We start from the raw sequence: 19,538 nt of genomic DNA, 5'->3' as shown, positions 1-19,538 counted from the left end.
CGCGCTTGCTTCCTCAAAAAATCGAGCGTGGTTCTCGAATCGCTGCCGACGTGAGCGCGACGGAAGAACTTGAATCTCAGTGATGAAGACAACGCTCTCATCACGCCCCCCTTCTGTTGAACAGGACCGCGATTCACTAACGGAGCATTCGCTACCCCACATACCCGATAGCGAACCACAGCCCTCCACTAAACCGACATGATTATTGTGTACAATTTGTTGCATGTTGGCACTGGAACCATTACATTGCAATTTTGCACCCCTGCAGAGGCTCTTGCATCCCATCCCTGCTTGTGCTCTTACTCCCCCTCTCTACCTCTCAAAATATCGCGGTAAACACTGTCGAATTTCCGGCAATGTTCACCACATTAAATCGATTCTCAGCATTCCATTATTGTCCGTTTCTTTTCGCTACCTCGTCTGGAGAAAGATATTATGAGTCGTCGTTCGAGAACGGGTTTTACGCTCGTTGAATTATTGGTGGTGATCGCCATCATCGGAGTCTTGGTCGGATTGCTGTTACCAGCGGTACAAGCCGCCCGTGAAGCGGCCCGCAGAATGTCGTGCAGCAATAACATGAAGCAGTTGGGCCTAGCGCTGCACAACTATCACGACACCAACGATTCGTTGCCCTTCTGGGCTTACGCAAGCCACAACAACTCTCATTACGGTGGATTCATTGCGCTGTTGCCTTTTGTTGAGCAACAGGCGTTGTATGATCAAATCACCTCGACCACCACGATCAACGGAACGACCTACCCGCCCTATGACAGATACCCGGTCAGTAGTGGCTATACACCGTGGTACGCACAGATTCCTGGTTTGGTCTGTCCTTCGGATCCCCGATCGAGCAGCAAACAAAGCACCGACCTTGGCCGCAACAGCTATTGCTTTAGCCTGGGCGACTGGACACCCTTCTACGGCGACACGGCCACTCGCAGTCCATTTGGGCGAATGAGAGCCTTCAACTTTTCTGCGATCGTCGATGGATTGAGCAACACGATTGCCATGGGCGAACGCGGTATCGGAGATGGATCGAAAGTCAAAGGTGGATTTGTCGTGTCTCACCCTTCGGTTGCCTCCTCTCCGACAGCGAACAATCCAATCGCTTGTCTAGCAACAGTGGGCCCCAATGGCCTGTACAAATCGACGTTCACGGCCCGAGGCACCGGAGGCAACGCTTGGTCCTATGGATTCACCGGATGGACGGCGATGAACACCATCTTGCCACCAAACGGTCCCAGTTGTGCCCACATCACCGATTCAGCTCACCGCATGCTTGCGACGCCTAGCAGCTACCATCCTGGCGGCATCACGGTACTAAAGTGTGACGGATCGGTCTCGTTCATTACCGATTCGATCGACACCGGAGACCTTTCGAGTCCCAGCGTTTTGCAGGGCCCGTCGCCCTACGGCGTGTGGGGTGCCCTAGGTTCCAAGGAAGGCAGCGAGAGCGTCGAGCTGCCCTAATCTCCGATTGCAATCGCGAGCATAACGCCATCCATTTTTTAAAGCCGGAGCGATCACACAAACTCGCTCCGGCTCTCGTTTACCCCCGTTTAAAAACGTGATTTGAGGATTTGATTTTCAATGAGAAATTTAGTCTGTTTGCTGGTGCTTGCCCAAGCCAGCTTTTTCCTTGGCTGTAACAGCCCTGCCAGCGTCGATGGTGTCGTGCCGACAAAAGGTACGGTGAATTACCAAGGCCAACCGGTCGCCGGAGCGACCGTGACATTTGCGCCCGATGGATCGGGGCGTGCATCGAGTGGTTTTACCGACGAGAACGGCCACTTCGAGATGACGACACTGCAACCCAACGATGGGGCAATGCCGGGGAAATACAAAGTCCTGATCTCGAAATCCGAAGTCGTGGGCGCCCTGTCGCACGAAGAATCGATCGCCTACATGGAAAAGAATGGCAAGGAACCCACGATTTCCATCAAGGAATCGCTGCCGGTCAAATACAAAACGGCAAAGTCGTCCGACTTGACCGCCGACGTGACCGAGGGCGGAGAGAACGATTTCACGTTCGACCTAGCTGATTAAGCAAACCCAATCGCCGTTTGAATTTGGACTATACTTAGCGTGAGCTTTTGCTCGCGCTCCAAACGCCGGATCAATTACGGTTAAACCGTCACTCGTTGCGCCAGCGTTGCCAAGTCCTGTTCACGCCCCTCACTGGACAAGTGAGCGTCCCTAACCCCTTCACCACGACGCGTCTCGACCTCAAAGAAACCAAGGGGTCCAAACGCATCGCTTGTGAATCCCGCCTTGCACTTAATCGACTGCGGTTGCATCTGCATCCAACGCGTTCGGAATCGGACCGCTTCCCTACCTCGGAGAGAACACCTTGCCTCACTGTATACCACGATGGTGCTCCTGCTTTGCCATCGTTAGTGCCGTTGTCCTTATGACCTCGCCGGCACGTCCACTGACGGCATCCGAGCTGCACATCGGCGGAGCGACGATCAGCATCACGCCCGATGAGCCCGTTGCGATTTCAGGCCAATTTGCCACACGGATTGCCCGCACGGTCGAGAGCGCTGCGATGGCGACCGCACTCGCCCTGGAATCGCGTGAGGGCGACAAAGTGCTCGACCAAGCGATCATGGTATCGTGCGATTTGGTCTTGATTAACAAAGGGATTCCCGAGAAGGTCCGTCAACGGCTCAAAGATCGACTGCCCGACTTTGACGCCAGCAAGTTGGTAATGAATGCCACCCACACGCACACCGCTCCCGTCACGCGAGAAGGTCTTTACGAATTGCCCACCGAAGGCATTATGCAACCGAAGGAATACATCGAGTTTTTGGCCGATCGTGTCGCGGACGCCGCGGTCAATGCATGGCAAACGCGACGCGCTGGCAACGTCGGCTGGGGACTCGGTCACGCCGTGGTGGCTCAGAATCGGCGTACCACCTACGCCAACGGAACCGCGGCGATGTACGGTAACACTAACAATCCAAACTTCCGCGGCATCGAAGGCTACGAAGACCACGGAGTTGAAGTCCTTTGTTTTTGGGATGACCAAGAAAACCTAATCGCCACCGCGATCAACGTCGCCTGTCCATCGCAAGAAGTCGAGTCGGGCATGGCGGTCAATGCCGACTTTTGGCACCCGGTTCGTGAAGCGTTGCGAGAGAAGTACGGCAAGGATCTACACGTCCTCGCTTGGACCGGCGCCGCAGGCGACCAATCGCCTCACTTGATGTACAGCAAGCCGGCGGAAGAACGGATGCGAAAACTGCGTGGACTGACACGGCTCGAAGAGCTGTCCCAACGCATTGTCGCTGGCTGGGAAGAGGCCTACGCCGGCGCCAGCCAAGAGCGGCACGCCGATGTGCCGCTGGTTCACAAAGTAAAGACGATCGAATTGCCCGAACGCATTGTCACTCGAGAAGAAGCCTTTGCGCTGCAAGCGAAAGTCAGCGATCTATCCACCGATCCCAAACAGAAACGACGCATGCTATGGCACCAAGAAGCGGTGGATCGATTTGAGCGCCAACAGGCTGGCGAATCGAAGCCTTACAAAATGGAACTGCACACCATTCGCTTGGGCGACATCGCCATCGCCACAAACGATTTCGAGCTCTACACCGACTATGGAATCCAAATGAAAGCACGGAGCCCTGCGCTGCAAACCTTCGTTATTCAATTGGCCGGTTCCGGCACTTACCTGCCCAGCGAGCGAGCCGCACGCGGAGGCGGTTACAGCGCGATCGTGGAAAGCAACGAGGTCGGCCCCGAAGGCGGACAAGTGTTGGTCGAGCAAACCATCGAATCACTCAACTTGCTGTGGGCCACCCCCGAATCCTCAGCTCCGTAATCCTCAGCTCCGTAATCCTCAGCTCCGTAATCCTCAGCTCCGTAATCCTCAGCTCCGTAATCCTCAGCTCCGTAATCCTCAGCTCCGTATATACGTATATACTTGCCCTCGCATCGGCTAGTGTGTTCACAGGCGGGCATCGAACGGATCCTCCATCCGTTCGCACCACGGTCCTAAATGACCGTGGAGCGTGGGCAATGCAGCTCTGCGTCTCGTAACGGAGACTGTGGAGTGGCGGGCCGGAGCCTCCATCGTCCCCCCTCAATTCTCCATCGTCCCCCCTCACCCCATCCCCTCCCTCAACCCTGTGGCGTCCTACGCGGTCGCCTTCCCTCCTCGTTTCAGTACTTTACAACTTCGCATTTCACGATACCCAAGGAATCACGTTCCATGAAAATTGCAACTCTCTGTTTCTTCCTATCTGCGTTGACCGTCGTCAATGCTTCCGTCGCTCAAGCCGAAACGGCCAAGTCGTCCTCGGAGTGGACGTCCCTATTCAACGGCAAAAATCTCGACGGCTTCGACACCTTTCTAGGAAGGTATGGACCAGACCGACTCAATGATGACCCCCAAAACATCGTTTCGGTCCAAAATGGTGAGATTCATATTTACAAGGATACCGAACAGGGAGCGGAGGCTCCGTTTGGTTACTTTGTGACGCAAAAAGAATACTCACATTACCACCTTCGATTTGAATACCGTTGGGGAGAAAAGAAGTTCGCTCCACGAACCAATGTCGTCCGTGATTCGGGGGTCATTTTCCACATGGTTGGCCCCAATAAGGTTTGGCCACGAGGCGTAGAATGCCAGGTCCAAGAAAAGGACACGGGCGATATTTTCACCGTCTATGGCACCCAGGTCACCACCACGGTCGACCCCAAACGCAAAGGCTCCAGCCCCCAATTCATGGAAGCGAAAGATGGAGGCGTTCCCCTGACTCAGGGAAGCAAGGGCGTCACTCGGATCGTCAAAAGCACCACCGAGGAAAAAGAAGGCTGGAACACAGTCGAAATCATCGTCCGAGGTTCCGATGAATTTACTCACATCGTCAATGGAGTGGTCAACAATCGCGGCAGCGACATCCGTGAATTGGATAGCAACGGCGAAGATTGGATCCCTTTGAAATCAGGCAAAATCCTATTCCAAGTTGAAGGCGCCGAAGTGCGTTACCGCAACATTGAAATCAAAGAATTGCCAGCTTCCAAATAAGCCCTAGGCTTCGTTATCAATCGCTGACTCCTGGCCCATCGGCCAGGAGTCGCTGTAGGCATGACCTATGCCTACACAACCATCTCAAAGCTCATCCCTTGATGAGCCAATCCATCCCGATGGCAAGCCCATCGGTGCTGGAATAGGCGCCAATCCAAATCGAACCGAGCGACACCTCGCTCTTGCTCTTGCTTGATCCCATGGAATGATCGATTCGAGCAATGGATTTCGGATGCGCCCCTTGGTCCATCAACTCGACTTCCTGAAACATCCTATTACGCAAGCAAGCTGCCTGATTCCTAGGCATTGTTGTGGCCCGGGAGCACCGAGCCTGCAATCCATTATGGCAATCTTAAATTGCATCGTGACGAATCGTCCGATTTTGCAAGAATTCCTTGCCGATCGATCACAAACCTTCTCACCGCAAATAAGCCATGGTGGCATACAAACCGCCCTTGACGCCCCTCGGTCGAGGATACATGATCAGCGATCGGATGAACGCTCGCGTTGCGCATGCAATTGGGAACAGTTCTTGCTTCCTCAACGAATCGAGTTTGATTTTCGAATCGTTGCTGACGTGAACATGACCGAAATACTTGGATTCCATTGTTGAAGACAAGGCCCTGATCGCCACTAGAAACCCCCTTTCTTGAGATTGGCGAACCGCCACCCGCGGCGTCCATTGCAGCGAGACACCCACCACCGCTCGCTGCTTTGAGTTCTTAAGCTCCTTCGCTGCTGCTCAACTTCAGTCCTACAACATTGCAACTTAGACACACCGAACCAACCTTGTCCTCCCTGCGGTGCTCAGTGTTTCACTCAACGCTTGCTTGCCCCGCTTTCTGACGAGCTTCACCGTAATTATCCGATATCAAATTTCCCTCATTGTTCGTTTCTTTTGCTACCTCTCTGGAGAAAGTTTTTATGCGTCGTCGTTCAGAAAAAGGTTTTACGCTCGTTGAATTATTGGTGGTGATCGCCATCATCGGAGTCTTGGTCGGATTGCTCTTACCGGCGGTACAAGCCGCCCGTGAAGCGGCCCGGCGAATGTCGTGCAGCAACAACATGAAACAGCTGGGGTTGGCACTACATAACTACCACGACACCTACCGATCGTTGCCCTTCTGGTCTTACGCAAGCCATAGGCATTCCCATTACAGTGGTTTCATTGCGATCTTGCCATTTATTGAGCAGAACGCGTTGTACGAACAAATCACCTCGACCACCACGATCAACGGCGTGACCTACCCGCCCTATGACCAATACGGAGTCAGTAGTGGCTATACGCCGTGGTACACTCAGATCCCTGGCTTTGTCTGTCCCTCGGATCCCCGAGCCAGCAACAACCAAAGCGGAGACCTTGGCCGTAATAACTACTGTTTTAGCCTGGGCGATTGGACCCCCTACTACAGCGACACGTCCACACGCAGTCCCTTTGCGCGAATGAAGGCATTCAACTTTTCCGCAATCCTCGATGGACTTAGCAACACGATCGCGATGGGCGAACGCTCGATTGGCGATGGAGCGATTGTCCTCGGAGGCAGAGTCAAGGGTGGAGCAATCCAAACCCACCCTTCGGTTGGCGCCTCTCCGACAGCAAACAATCCGATCGCGTGCCTGGCGACCGTGGGAACCAACGGCATGTACAAATCGACGTTCTCGGCGCGAGGCACCGGGGGCAACTCCTGGTCGTATGGGTTCACCGGTTACACCTCGATCAACACGATTTTGCCTCCAAACGGCCCCAGCTGCGTCCACACCGGCGATACAGCTCACCGCATGTTTGCGACGCCTAGCAGCTACCATCCCGGCGGAGTCATGACACTGAAGTGTGACGGAGCGGTCTCGTTCATTACCGATTCGATCGACACCGGAGACCTTTCGAGTGGCAGCGTTGCACAAGGCCCATCGCCCTACGGCATCTGGGGTGCGTTAGGTTCCAAGGACGGCAACGAGACCGTCAGCCTGCCCTAATAGCCGATCGCAATCTCGCGATAACACCATCCATTTTTTAAAGCCGGAGCGATCATACAAACTCGCTCCGGCTCTCGTTTACCCCCGTGTAAAAACGTGATTTGAGGATTCGATTTTCAATGAGAAATTTAGTTTGCTTGCTGGTGCTTGCCCAAGCCAGTTTTTTCCTTGGCTGTAACAGCCCTGCCAGCGTCGACGGTGTCGTGCCGACAAAAGGCACGGTGAATTACCAAGGCCAACCGGTCGCCGGGGCGACCGTGACATTTGCGCCCGATGGATCGGGACGTGCATCGAGTGGTTTTACCGACGAGAACGGCCACTTCGAGATGACGACACTGCAACCCAACGATGGGGCAATGCCGGGGAAATACAAAGTCCTGATCTCGAAATCCGAAGTCGTGGGCGCCCTGTCGCACGAAGAATCGATCGCCTACATGGAAAAGAATGGCAAGGAACCCACGATTTCCATCAAGGAATCGCTGCCGGTCAAATACAAAACGGCAAAGTCGTCCGACTTGACCGCCGACGTGACCGAGGGCGGAGAGAACGATTTCACGTTCGACCTAGCTGATTAAGCAAACCCAATCGCGTTTTGAATGTGAACGATACGTAGCGTGAAATCTTGCTTGCGCTAAATCTTGCGAACGACCCTCCCTCGACGAGCGATGGTCCCTTCTGCCATTCACCACCGACTTGAACAGCGCAATCATTCGAGCCGGAGCAACGACGTCACCTCGCTCTGGCTCTGGTTTGCCTCGGTTCAAAATCGAGATGAGAGCAATCGATCTCGGATGCAATCTTTGGCACTCTGAATCCGTGACCTGCCTGCTTTGCCATACAAAAACGTTGCCTGATCCCTAATCATTCTCATCGCTAGGGCCACCGAGCCTGCGATTCGATGCGGCAATTTTGAAATGCGTCGTGACGAATTGTTTGCTTCCCAAGCATTGATTGCCAAGACGTCGCAAACAGCCTACAAGGCAAAACATCCCCGGTCTCCTTGCGTTTAAGAACTCGGATTTCAGATGAATGCTCGCGTTGGCGAATGGCGTTGGGAACCAATCTCGCTTCCTCCACAAATCAAGTGTGTTTTTTGAATCGCTGCTGACGTGAGAGTGGCTGAAAAGCGGGGATACCAGTGCTGAAAACAAGACTCTCAGCACCAAAGCATGTCCCACTTCTGGATTGGCTAAACGCTAAGCAGCTCGGCAGGAGTCTTTCGGTAGATTAGCCGTTTTGGCGTTAGCCACGGTTCGCACGTTCAACCGAGGCTAACGCGCAAGCGGCTAATGGGATTTCACCCGATCATTCCTGCCTCGCTGCTTAGCCATGGTGCCCGTCTGCGCATTCCTGCGTGCAGCCTCGCGGTTACGACCACCAGCCCCCAGTGAATCAGAAGCTCTTTTTGTTGCTTCTTGATTTCAATCCCACTATATTGCGCCACCCCCTTGCCCGGAACTAAGCCACCCCCACCCGACACCGCTTCCCGCGCAGTACGTCTCTCAACACTCACACTCTGAAAAAACCGCCTACAGCTCGTCAGCGTTCCGACGAACTGCTCAGCGATTATTTAATTGCAGACTCCCATCATCACTCGTTTGTCTTCTTATCTACCCGTCTGGAGAGAGTTATCATGAGTCATCGGTCAAAAATGGGTTTTACACTCGTTGAATTATTGGTGGTGATCGCCATCATCGGAGTGCTGGTCGGATTGCTCCTACCGGCGGTACAGGCTGCCCGCGAAGCGGCCCGCCGAATGTCGTGCAGCAACAACATGAAACAGTTGGGGCTGGCACTGCACAACTATCACGACAGCAACGACTCGTTGCCCTTCTGGTCCATTGGAAGCCATCGACATAACTACCACAGTGGTTCCATTGCGATCTTGCCATTCGTCGAGCAACAGGCGCTGTATGATCAAATCACCTCGACCACGACGATCAACGGAGTCACCTACGATCCTTACGACAAATACCCGGAAAGTGGTATTGGGTACGCGCCTTGGTACACACAAATCCCTGGTTTTGTCTGCCCTTCTGACCCCCGCTCTAGCAGCAAACAAAGCACCGACCGAGGTCGCATTAGTTACAACTTTAGCACGGGCGACTGGACGCCCTTTTATGGCGACGCGACGACTCGTGGTCCTTTTGCGAGATCGAAGGCGTTCAACTTTTCCGCAATCCTCGATGGCCTAAGCAACACGATTGCGATGGGCGAACGCGGCATCGGCGAAGGTCCGGGGGGCAGAATTGTTAAAGGAGGAATGGTCCAAACCCATTCTTCGGTTGGCTCTACTCCGACGGCGAACAATCCAATTACATGCCTTTCAACCGTCGGAGACCACGGCTTGTATAAAACCGGACTTGCTACGTATGGCTCGTCCGGTATCGCTTGGTCCTGGGGGTTCACCGGATGGTCGTCGATCAACACGATTTTACCTCCCAACGGCCCCAGTTGTGGTCTTATTACCGATCCTGCTCATCGCAGTTACGCGACGGCTAGCAGCTACCATCCCGGTGGCATCACGGTATTGAAGTGTGACGGATCGGTCTCGTTCATTACCGATTCCATCGACACGGGCGACCTTTCGAGTGGTAGCGTTTTGCAAGGCCCGTCGCCCTACGGCGTGTGGGGTGCGTTAGGTTCCAAGGACGGCAGCGAGACCGTCGAACTGCCCTAATTGCCGATCGCAATCACGCGATAACGCCATCCTAGCCACCGCATTCAATCGAGCCGGAGCGACGCCATCACCTCGCTCTGGCTGTTGTTTGCTCCGGTTCAAAATCGTGATGAGAGCAACGAATCTCGAAGACGCTGGGTCATTTTGAAATAATGACAGTGCAACCCCGCGGTGCTCTGCGATTCTTTGAAAACGACTCAGTGCGGGTGCCATTTCCGTTGGCAAGTCGCGCCCCCTTCCGCAGCACGCATCGATTAGCGTTTCCCCGTGAGATCACGAACGCGGCCGTCACGCATGCCCTCGACGACACCATCCTTTGCAACAATGTAGCGCCAAGCCGCTGAAACATTCGAGATATCGGTGTCGGTATATTGCAGTTTTTCAGTGTGCCCGGCCAAAAAACAGGTGTCGCCACGAGCGAGCATGTGCGTTTCACACACCACCGTGTAGCGACGTTCGGAATCGATATCGCTCGACACGATTCGCTCTCCCTTGGCTCGATTACGGTCAAACGCATAGCGACAACCGGAGACCTGTAACAAGAATTCATCTTCGCCTTCGGCGTCGCGAATGTTGTCTTCAATGATCTCAAGCAGGTCCTTTCCGGTAACTTCAAAGGTGCCCAGATTGCTGTTGGTGGGTCGCAGCCAATTGAACAAATCAACCGCAAACAGTTGCTGGTCCTTTTCCAACGGCACGCCACGATAGTAACGTCGGTTGTAAACAGCGACATCGGCACCGGTCGCCGAGCGCATCGCATCGGCCATCCAACTTCCCATCGTGGTTTCCGCGGGAAACGTTCGTGATTGACGGACCGCGACTTGGTTTGCCCCTGAGGTGTCCCAGCGCAACGGTTGCGAAGGAGGTTCCGCGACAACGCCAATGACATGCGTACGATAGGCGGTGTAGGGCGTCAATTGTCGCTCGGCAACACTGCCCCTCCATTGTGCACCGTCCCAAGCGAGTTGAATCTGTTGATCGGCCGCACAGCTCCCTGTGAATGACGACTTGCCATCGACAACGACCTGAATCGGTTTTGCCAAATCCAACAGCTCAGGATCAGGCCGCAGTGTCACGCGGTTTGCATTTTTTAGCGAGACCGCAATCGTGTTGTCGCCTTGAATCGTTGCATCGATCTCAGCGTAGAGTCCTGGCTCACGAATCTCGACGATCTCGGTCCAATAAGCACGACCTTGAAACGGCAAGTAGGCACGAAACAACACACGGCGGGGATGCGTCACGCGTTTCTGTGCGAGCGCCCAATCGAGCACCTCGGCCGTCGTGATGTCCATCGTGTTGTGCTTCGCACCAGGCACCATCCACAACCGCCCGTTGTAGCCCAACTCTTTTAGCCGGCGAGTAATCGGAATCGGCCCATTCTTCGCATACACAGGCCAGTCCTTTTCGCCTTGCACGTACAGCATCGGGACATGCATCAGATTCGCGACGAGTGACAGGTGACCATAGGTCGATGCGAGCGGAATCCCCGCGGCAAACAAGTCAGGATATCGACAACACAAATACGTCGTGCCGGTGCCCCCCATCGATTGTCCGCTACACACAATCCGGTCTCGATCGATCGCAAAGTCTTGGCACACCTTTTCGATCACCGTCAACACATCGTTCTCGCCGATGCCACGATACTCCGTTGTGCCCCGGCCATGCGGACAAACCAGGACGATGCCACGCTTGTCCGCTTCGCGAACATAGATTCCGTCATGGTATGTGGTTGCGTAGGTGTCTTGGCTACCTCCGGTTCCGTGCAGTGCAACAAGCATCGGCAGCGGCGTCGTGCCATCGTAGGATGACGGCAGAAACACGCGATAGGGTTGAGTGGTACCGTCAACATCCGACACGTAGCTCAATTGCAAATCACGAGGGCCGACCACCTTTGCTTCGCGGGTCCGTGCTTCGCCGCCATGGGCTTCGGCAACGGGCGTTTTGGTGACGGGCGCTTTGGTGACGGGCGCTTTGGTGACGGGCGCTTCGGCAACGGGCGTTTCCGCACACAGCGTGGTACCACTGATCAGCAACGTTCCGATCATGGTCACGATTAAAAGTCGCATCGCGGTCAAATGCATGGTGTCGTTTTCCCCTTAAAACTTGATCGAACTGGCTACGGAACGATTCGGCAATCGTTTGGACGCCGAGTGCATCGCCGTTGATTTTCCTTCCTCGATTCTAATCCTTCGTGTGACGCGGATGGGAAGCCTTGATTCACACGTCTGATTTCCAGCCTGTGGATCGGCGATTGTGTTACAATTCGAAGGTTCGAGCACCTCCATTCTTTGTTACGTCAGGGCGATACCGATGTCCGAAACGAACACCCCATCGCTAGCGGCGATGCGGAACCTTTCTCCGCGGCGCAATACGACAAGCGCCGAAACCGTCGATGAACTGGTAACCGAGCAACTCGTGCATTTCGGAATCGACCCCGCCACGCAGCACGGACGTACGCTGGCTAGCCTTGCCGGGCGTTTGTATGAAGCCGGCGCCGATATGGACGCCCTGTGGCGATTGACACAGCAGTCGATTCACAATCTCGATCGCTCGGACCGGATCGCATATTTCAACGCTAAGAAGTTCCTCTCTTTTCAAACGGCCAAACTGCTCGATTCGCTGCAATCTCCCTTTCGCCGCAGCTATCAATCGCTCCAGCTCGATGACTCGACTCAGACGGCCAAGGGGCCGTACGCCATTTTTGATAACGTCACCGCCGTCTTTTCGGCGACCCCTGTAATCGCGCGTACCGCGACCTACATCTACGCCTGTGCCGAATGGATCGAAGACGCTTTCAAGGGCAAAGAACTGCTGTTGGAAATCTACTCGCGCCTACTCAACCCGACCTCCGTGTCGCTGGCCAATTTTATCGTCGACATTGAAGCCGGTCCGTACGCGACCGAATACTTTGCCTGGAATTTCAACAGCGGGATGGCCGCTATCGACAGCGTCCTTTCGCATGTTCTAGGCCGCGACGATATTTTGATTAGCAGCCGCAACATCTACGGAGGCGCCCATCAATTGATTCACGATTGGTACGCCAAACCATCAAATCTGAGTATCGGCGTGGAAACATTCTCTGGATACGGCGCCGATGACTTCCAACAGTGCTGGGAGCAAACGAAGACCAAGTATGCCGATCGTCTGGCTGCGGGCCGCAACGCTTACGTTTACCTCGAATCCCCCTGCAATCCGCACGGCTACACGCTCGACGTCCCCGCGATCTGTCGCGCAGCCCATGACGCGGGACTACGTGTGATTCTCGACGCCACCGTCGGCACCCCCTTTCTGATGCAACCTTTACAGCGCGTCGACCCCCGCGAACGCCCCGATTTCGTGATCCACAGCTATACCAAGGACCTATCGGGAGCGGGTTCGACGATTGCTGGTGTGGTGATTGGCCGCAACCATGACATGTTCATCCCCAAAGGCGAGACCGCAGATGGCGTGGCCTGGAATGAGACGATGTTTTGGAACGTCTATTATGTGAAAGGCGCGTTCCTGAATGCTGACACCGCTTTCGAAGTGATCCAAGGCATGCGAACGCTGGGCGTTCGCATGCTGAACAAATGCATTAACACCGAGATTCTGGCCCGTTTCTTTGACGCCCATCCCCATATCATCGTCCACTGCAATGCGTTGACGGACGACGAAAATTCGCCGCTTCGAGAAAAACTGTCCTTTATCGGCCTACCCGCTCCCCTGTTTACAATCGATGTCGAGGGGGTTCCGGCAGAGGTTTTCCAGCGTTTCTTTGATTCGCTCGAACCGATGTTTGCCCACATGATCAGCCTGGGCCAATCCAACACGATCGTCAGCTGCCCTGCCCTGACGACCCATTCGGAATTGGACGAAGCGGCGTTGGCCGCCAGCGGGATTGGCCCCACGACGATGCGAATGGCGATCGGCAACGAGGATCCCAAGGACTTGATCGCTCATTTCATCCAAGCGGCGAAGTTGGCCATCGAGCCGCACGTTCCCGGATTCACGGCCCTGTTTTTATCGCCAGCGGAGATCGACCAATTAGTTCACGATTGCTATCTGGGCACCCACCGCCGGTACATCGAATCCAAGGCCTCGATGGCCGAGCATCTCGGTTAATCCGTCGCGACAACGCTCGCAGGGTGTGTCGTCCCAGCTTCATTTCCGTTCGTTTCTCGGGGAACGTTCGTTCGTTTCTCGGAAAAAAGTTGCAATCCCCCCCTACCCTACTGTACATTGTATACAACACTCCCGTTACAGAGGGGGTAGGATAAACCTTTCGCGGTACTTGGCCATCCGGTTTCGCCGCACTGACTTGGCTCTCGATCGGCAGGACGCGCGCCAAGTGCCACCGCGACATCGATCGAGCTCCCTCCCCGAGTCCCACCTAGCCGTTCCGAAGAAAGTGGATAGAAATGCAATCGATCCATCGACGCCGCCAACGCAACCGAATGTTTTCTCGATTCGCGTGCGGGCTTTTTGGCCTATCGATCCTCTGCGTCGCGGCCCCCGCTGAGAGTTGTGCGGACGATTTCTTTGAATCCCAGATTCGTCCGCTGCTGATCACCCACTGCATCGAGTGCCATGGAGCGAAGAAACAGGAATCGGGATTGCGACTCGATTCACGCGAGGGGTGGTTGCACGGAGGCGATAGTGGCGCGGCGATTGTGCCGGGGGATCCCGAGAGCAGTTTGTTGATCAAGGCTGTAAACGGCTCCGATGACGCGGCGCAGATGCCGCCCGATGGAAAGCTGACCCCGGATGAAATCGCCCACCTCGTCACTTGGGTCAAGCAAGGTGCGATTGACCCGCGAGTCGAGGCGATGGAGAGCGCATCGGCATCGGGCCCCATGGATCTCGAAGCGGCAAAACAGTTCTGGTCGTTTCAACCGTTGTCAAAGGTCTCCCCTCCCGAAGTCAAGGACGCTCGTTGGGCGGCAAATCCGGTGGACGCCTTTGTTCGCGCGAAACTGAAACAAAACGAGTTAACCCCGGTTGGCGAGGCAGACAAACGCACTTTGATCCGCCGCGCGACGTTCGACTTGACGGGGTTGCCACCGACTCCAGCAGAGGTTCACGAGTTTCTAAATGATTCATCGCCGAATGCGTTCGCATCGCTGGTGGATCGTTTGCTGCAATCGCCGGCTTACGGAGAACGTTGGGGACGCCACTGGTTAGACGTTGCGCGTTACGCGGACACGGCCGGTGATGGATCCGACTATCCCGTCCCCGAAGCAGGCCAGTATCGCGACTGGGTTGTGAATGCGTTCAATCGCGACCAGCCGTTTGACGAATTTGTCCGCGAACAGATCGCGGGCGACATTTTAGCCCAGGACGGCCCTGCGGATCTGTACGCCGAGCGGGTGACCGCGACCGGTTTCCTCGCCATTGGAAAACGATACGGTTACGCCCCCAATACGACTTATCAATACCTTGACTTCGCCGATGTGATCGATTCGGTGGGTCGCTCGATCCTGGGGCTGTCGCTGGGATGTGCTCGCTGTCACGACCACAAATTCGATCCCGTGTCAGCTGCCGATTACTACGCACTGTATGGCATTTTTGAAAGCACAAAGTGGGCATTTCCTGGGGGCGAAGAGCACAAGCGGCCCGCTCACTTCCCCGCCTTGGTGCCAGCTGCGGACGCCGTTCGGCTTGACAAAGTGAAAGCGGACGAACTGGCTCGCTTGAATGGTGACATTGCACGTCTAACGCGAGAGCAATCGAAATTGGATGGCAAATCGTTCGCTGGCGGAGTCGACCTGGGCTGGGAAGCCCAAACGCTCGACAAACCACCGTCCAAGCCGTGGTTCAGCGGTGGCCCCAACGTGGTTCTCGCCGACGCACAGAGCCCCTACACCCACATTCATCCCGCGGGAACACGGGGTGTCCGCGTGGCAGCCCCCAAACCGCACGACGGGATCCGCTACAGTTTTGAACAAGCCTTGCATTCGGTTCCGGGAAAGCAAATCCACTTTACCATCGACTTCCGCACCGGTGCCGCATCGACACCGCAGGGGGCGTATCGTTTCTATCTCGGCCGTGGAGTGGTCCAATCGTTGGCCATCGAGTGCAGTGTGACTGCTACCGAGTTCGCGATTCGCAGCGGCGGAGAATGGGAAATCATTCGCAAGCTTGAACCCGGAACTTGGTACACGCTGCGAGTGACGCTCGACCAAGCCAAGCAAACCTACTCAGGCATTGTGGGCACGATCGACGACCTCAGCGAATTCAATGACAAACCACTCAATCCAAATTGGGATGGCATTGCCGACACGTTTATCTGCGACGGGATCGGACATGTCGAAGGACCGGCTCCGACGCGTGACCTCGACAACCTTGGACTCCAAGATATCTCGTTTGGGATTCCGGGCAGCGGGCCGGTCGTCGTCCCAGAACCGGAGCTCGCGTCGCAACAACGCTTAGCGGAATTGAACGCACAACTAGCGGCACTGACGAAACAACGCGACGAGACACTCGCGACGCCGGCTTACCCGGTCGCCTACGGTGTCAGCGAAGGCAAGCCGACAAACACACGACTGCAACGACGCGGTGAACCCGAGCGACTCGGCGACGAAGTTCCACGGCGTTTCTTGGAAGTCCTCGGCGGCGACACGCTGGATCCCGAATCCACGGGCAGCGGGCGACTCGAATTAGCCGATTGGCTGACCCGACCCTCCAATCCCTTAACCGCTCGCGTGATTGTGAACCGAGTATGGCAATGGCATTTTGGTCAGGGCTTGGTTTCAACGCCAAGCGATTTTGGAGCCAGGGGTGAGTTACCAAGTCACCCGGAATTGCTCGAATGGTTGACCTCGGAATTCATCGCCTCGGGTTGGTCAATCAAATCGCTTCATCGCATGATGATGAACTCCCAAACCTACACCCTGGCGAGCAAGCATCACGCCAAGAACCTGACTGCCGACCCAAGCAACCGTTGGCTGTGGCATTACGCGCGACGACCGCTCGATGCGGAATCGATTCGCGACGCGATGCTCGCCGTCAGCGGTCAACTCGATCGTACGATTCCACCACCGCATCCCTTTCCAGCGGTCGAAACTTGGTCCTTTTCGATTCACAGGCCCTTTCACGCGGTTTACGACTCCAATCACCGCAGCATTTATCTGATGCTCCAGCGGAACCGTCGACATCCTTTTTTAGCGATGTTTGATGCGGCGGACCCGAACGTGAGCGTTCCCAAACGGCTACCGACGACCACTCCGACTCAGTCGTTGTTTCTAATGAATTCTCCCTTCGTGCATCAGCAATCCGAGGCGTTTGCGAATCAGATACTGGCATCGTCGGAGGATGATGCGTCGCGTGTTCGCTTGACGTACGAACGCATCCTGGGGCGTGTCGCTACCGACGCCGAAGTGAACCAGACGTTGACATTCCTCTCTGCCTACGAGCACAAGCTTGCCAGCGTGGAAACCTCGACGGAGACTCCGACAACGGACGCCTGGGCCGCGATCGCACGCGTGTTGTTATCGAGCAATGAATTCTTGTACGTGGACTGAGTAGGCCCCAATTTATGATTATCGTTGTTCGCGCCGCGAACTCACGTTTGGACCGCGGAGCGATCAACGACGATAGTCCGGTGATTTCGTGTACGTGAAATGACGTCAACCGACATCCTTTTTTCCCGAGCATCAATGATGAACATTCCTTTGCAAACGAACCGCCGCGAATTCTTGCACCGCGCCTCGGGTGGCTTTGGTGCGTTGGCATTGGCGGGAATGTGGAACGAGATTCAAGCCGCATCGACCGATCCGCTGGTTGCCAAACCAGGTCATTTCCCCGCTACCGCGGATCGCGTGATCTTCATTTTTTCGACTGGCGGTGTCTCACATGTCGACACGTTTGATCACAAACCTCGGCTCACCGCCGACCATGGCAAATCGATCACCGCATCCCGTTGGCTCAATAAATCGGGCCAATTTGAAAGGTTCCTGATCAAGCCGCGATGGGGATTCAAACAGTATGGGGAGAGCGGCACGTGGGTCAGCGATCTATTCCCACACTTGGGCTCGGTAATCGACGACGTGTGCGTGCTCAATGCCATGCACTGTGAAAGTGACGGTCATGATAAGGCGACGTTGGCCGCTCACACGGGATCGGCCCAGTTCGCTCGACCGAGTGCCGGTGCTTGGGTCAGCTACGGTTTGGGAACGGAAAACCAAAACTTGCCGTCCTTCATGGTGCTCGCCCCGGCGGCTCCGTACGCAGGTGCGCAAACCTGGGGCAGCGATTTTCTGCCCGCCTGTCACCAGGGAACGCACGTCATGCCCGGCGCGCAACCGCTACCGAACATCCACGCCAAAGTCCCCGCCGAGCTGCAGCAAATGGAGCTCGCGATGTTGGATCAATTGAATCGTGCTCATCTGCAACAACGCGATGCCGACCAAGCACTCGATGCACGTATCCGCTCGTTTGAAACGGCGTTTGGGATGCAGCGTGAAGCTCCCGAGGCATTCGATCTTTCAGGTGAAACCGACGCGACGATGAAGATGTATGGCTTACAACGTGGTGCCACCAGTGGGTTTGGTTGGCAATGCCTTGTTGCGCGTCGATTGGCCGAACGCGGAGTGCGTTTTCTCGAGCTGATCGATGTCGGCTCAAGTTCCAACTGGGATTCTCACGGAAACATGGGCGACCACGAGCGGTTGGCCAAAGCGATCGATCAACCGATTGCCGGGTTACTAGCCGATCTAAAACAACGAGGCATGCTGGAGCGTACGCTGGTGGTGTGGACAACGGAATTTGGTCGCACTCCGTTTCATAAACAGGTAGACCACGCTGGCCGCGAGCACCACAACCATTGCTTCTCGTCCTGGATGGCTGGAGGCGGGGTGAAAGGAGGATTCGTGCATGGGGCGTCGGATGAACACGGCATCATGACAGCCGAAGGAGCAGTCCATACCCATGATTTGCACGCCACGATCTTGCATCTGCTCGGCATCGACCACGAGCGTCTGACCTACCGTTACGCAGGCCGCGACTTTCGCTTGACCGACGTGCACGGCAGCGTCCCTCAAGAAATTCTAGCGTGAAGGGTGAAATCCGAGTCACGGCTCACTTGCCCAGCGCTGACTTCACCAAACGAACAAACGCATCGCGAGAAATCATCTCGGCTCCCATCGACAACAGATGCTCGCTGGGGAATTGGCAATCGATCACATCAAAGCGTTCGCATTGCGCGACTGAGATGAGTGCCAACTTGGACGCATTGGGTTGCCGATGGAACATCGATTCGCCGCAAAACACATTGCCAATCGTGACGCCATAGATGCCTCCGACGAGCTCTTCGCCGCTCCACACCTCACACGACTGGGCATGTCCACGATGGTGCAGTTGACGATAGGCCTCGATCATCTCGGGCAAGATCCAAGTACCGGGATTGCCATCGCGGGGCATCGCACACTGGCGCATGACTTGCTCAAACGCCTGGTTCCAAGTCACGTGAAACGTTCGGCGACGGATCAGACGCGTCATGCTTTTGGAGACGTGGATCGTGTCGCAAAAGATGACAGCGCGGGGATCAGGCGACCACCACAAAATCGGCCCATCTTCGTCATACCAAGGAAAGATGGCGTTGCGATACGCGGCGAGCAAACGCTCGCTACTTAGATCGCCGCCAACGGCCAGCAACCCATCGATCTCGTCAGTGCAAATCGCAGCATCCAAGGGCGGAAACCAGGTCGGGTCATCGTTTCGCAGGCGTGCAATTTCCATCCGCCCATGCTATCCCAGCAAACACCCCATGATCAACCGTCTGATCAACGTTCTTCCACAACGCCCACGTCGGCCCCAGGTTTTTTATCCTTCGATTTTTTAACCTCGATTGTTCCCGCATCAGTCGCGTTAACG

13 protein-coding genes are annotated in these 19,538 nt (G+C 55.4%); 10 read left to right on the top strand and 3 right to left on the bottom strand.

Translation table 11 applies throughout. The annotated features are described in order from the left end of the window. Positions 1-435 precede the first annotated feature (435 nt). The 4 genes from Pla52o_RS20975 to Pla52o_RS20960 all read left to right on the top strand — a co-directional run bounded on the left by Pla52o_RS20975 (position 436) and on the right by Pla52o_RS20960 (position 5,035). Positions 436-1,470, top strand: a complete 1,035-nt coding sequence (locus Pla52o_RS20975) for a DUF1559 domain-containing protein (RefSeq protein WP_146596575.1) — start codon at positions 436-438, stop codon at positions 1,468-1,470. 120 nt (positions 1,471-1,590) lie between these two features. Beyond that, entirely contained in the window at positions 1,591-2,046 is a 456-nt protein-coding gene (locus tag Pla52o_RS20970) for a carboxypeptidase-like regulatory domain-containing protein (RefSeq protein ID WP_146596570.1), read from the top strand. Positions 2,047-2,410: 364 nt separating this feature from the next. After that, entirely contained in the window at positions 2,411-3,826 is a 1,416-nt protein-coding gene (locus Pla52o_RS20965) for a hypothetical protein (protein ID WP_231612526.1), read from the top strand. A 390-nt stretch (positions 3,827-4,216) separates the two neighbouring features. Then, positions 4,217-5,035 (top strand): 3-keto-disaccharide hydrolase, encoded by an 819-nt coding sequence (locus Pla52o_RS20960; RefSeq protein ID WP_197169404.1) that lies wholly within the window; start codon positions 4,217-4,219, stop codon positions 5,033-5,035. Positions 5,036-5,126: 91 nt separating this feature from the next. Here the strand turns inward: Pla52o_RS20960 and Pla52o_RS20955 are convergent, their stop codons facing one another. Beyond that, complete coding sequence (locus Pla52o_RS20955; RefSeq protein WP_146596572.1) at positions 5,127-5,306, bottom strand: hypothetical protein; 180 nt, start codon at positions 5,304-5,306, stop codon at positions 5,127-5,129. A 653-nt stretch (positions 5,307-5,959) separates the two neighbouring features. On the opposite strand from Pla52o_RS20955, the gene Pla52o_RS20950 reads away from it, so the two are divergent. The 3 genes from Pla52o_RS20950 to Pla52o_RS20940 all read left to right on the top strand — a co-directional run bounded on the left by Pla52o_RS20950 (position 5,960) and on the right by Pla52o_RS20940 (position 9,689). After that, the gene (locus Pla52o_RS20950) at positions 5,960-7,009 is read left to right on the top strand and encodes a DUF1559 domain-containing protein (RefSeq protein WP_146596571.1); all 1,050 of its coding nucleotides are present in this window, start codon (positions 5,960-5,962) and stop codon (positions 7,007-7,009) included. 119 nt (positions 7,010-7,128) lie between these two features. Continuing rightward, on the top strand, positions 7,129-7,584 hold the full coding sequence (locus Pla52o_RS20945) for a carboxypeptidase-like regulatory domain-containing protein (protein WP_146596570.1): 456 nt from the start codon (positions 7,129-7,131) through the stop codon (positions 7,582-7,584). A 1,058-nt stretch (positions 7,585-8,642) separates the two neighbouring features. Next, positions 8,643-9,689, top strand: a complete 1,047-nt coding sequence (locus Pla52o_RS20940) for a DUF1559 domain-containing protein (RefSeq protein ID WP_231612525.1) — start codon at positions 8,643-8,645, stop codon at positions 9,687-9,689. A gap of 254 nt (positions 9,690-9,943) precedes the next feature. Here Pla52o_RS20940 and Pla52o_RS20935 read toward each other — a convergent pair whose 3' ends face one another. After that, entirely contained in the window at positions 9,944-11,770 is a 1,827-nt protein-coding gene (locus tag Pla52o_RS20935; RefSeq protein WP_146596569.1) for a 5'-nucleotidase C-terminal domain-containing protein, read from the bottom strand. 229 nt (positions 11,771-11,999) lie between these two features. Between Pla52o_RS20935 and Pla52o_RS20930 the strand changes: the two genes are divergently transcribed. From Pla52o_RS20930 to Pla52o_RS20920, 3 genes are all read left to right on the top strand, one after another. Next, a complete protein-coding gene (locus tag Pla52o_RS20930) occupies positions 12,000-13,790 on the top strand; it encodes a PLP-dependent transferase (RefSeq protein ID WP_197169403.1) in 1,791 nt (596 codons plus the stop codon). A gap of 296 nt (positions 13,791-14,086) precedes the next feature. Beyond that, complete coding sequence (locus Pla52o_RS20925; protein ID WP_146596568.1) at positions 14,087-17,188, top strand: PSD1 and planctomycete cytochrome C domain-containing protein; 3,102 nt, start codon at positions 14,087-14,089, stop codon at positions 17,186-17,188. A gap of 135 nt (positions 17,189-17,323) precedes the next feature. Beyond that, on the top strand, positions 17,324-18,721 hold the full coding sequence (locus Pla52o_RS20920) for a DUF1501 domain-containing protein (protein ID WP_231612524.1): 1,398 nt from the start codon (positions 17,324-17,326) through the stop codon (positions 18,719-18,721). A gap of 22 nt (positions 18,722-18,743) precedes the next feature. Here the strand turns inward: Pla52o_RS20920 and aat are convergent, their stop codons facing one another. Continuing rightward, positions 18,744-19,403, bottom strand: coding sequence for a leucyl/phenylalanyl-tRNA--protein transferase (aat, locus tag Pla52o_RS20915; protein WP_146596567.1), 660 nt, complete (start codon positions 19,401-19,403; stop codon positions 18,744-18,746). Positions 19,404-19,538 lie beyond the last annotated feature (135 nt).

This window comes from Novipirellula galeiformis (genome assembly GCF_007860095.1).
Classification (GTDB): domain Bacteria; phylum Planctomycetota; class Planctomycetia; order Pirellulales; family Pirellulaceae; genus Novipirellula; species Novipirellula galeiformis.
This window is presented reverse-complemented; position numbering and strand designations above follow the sequence as displayed.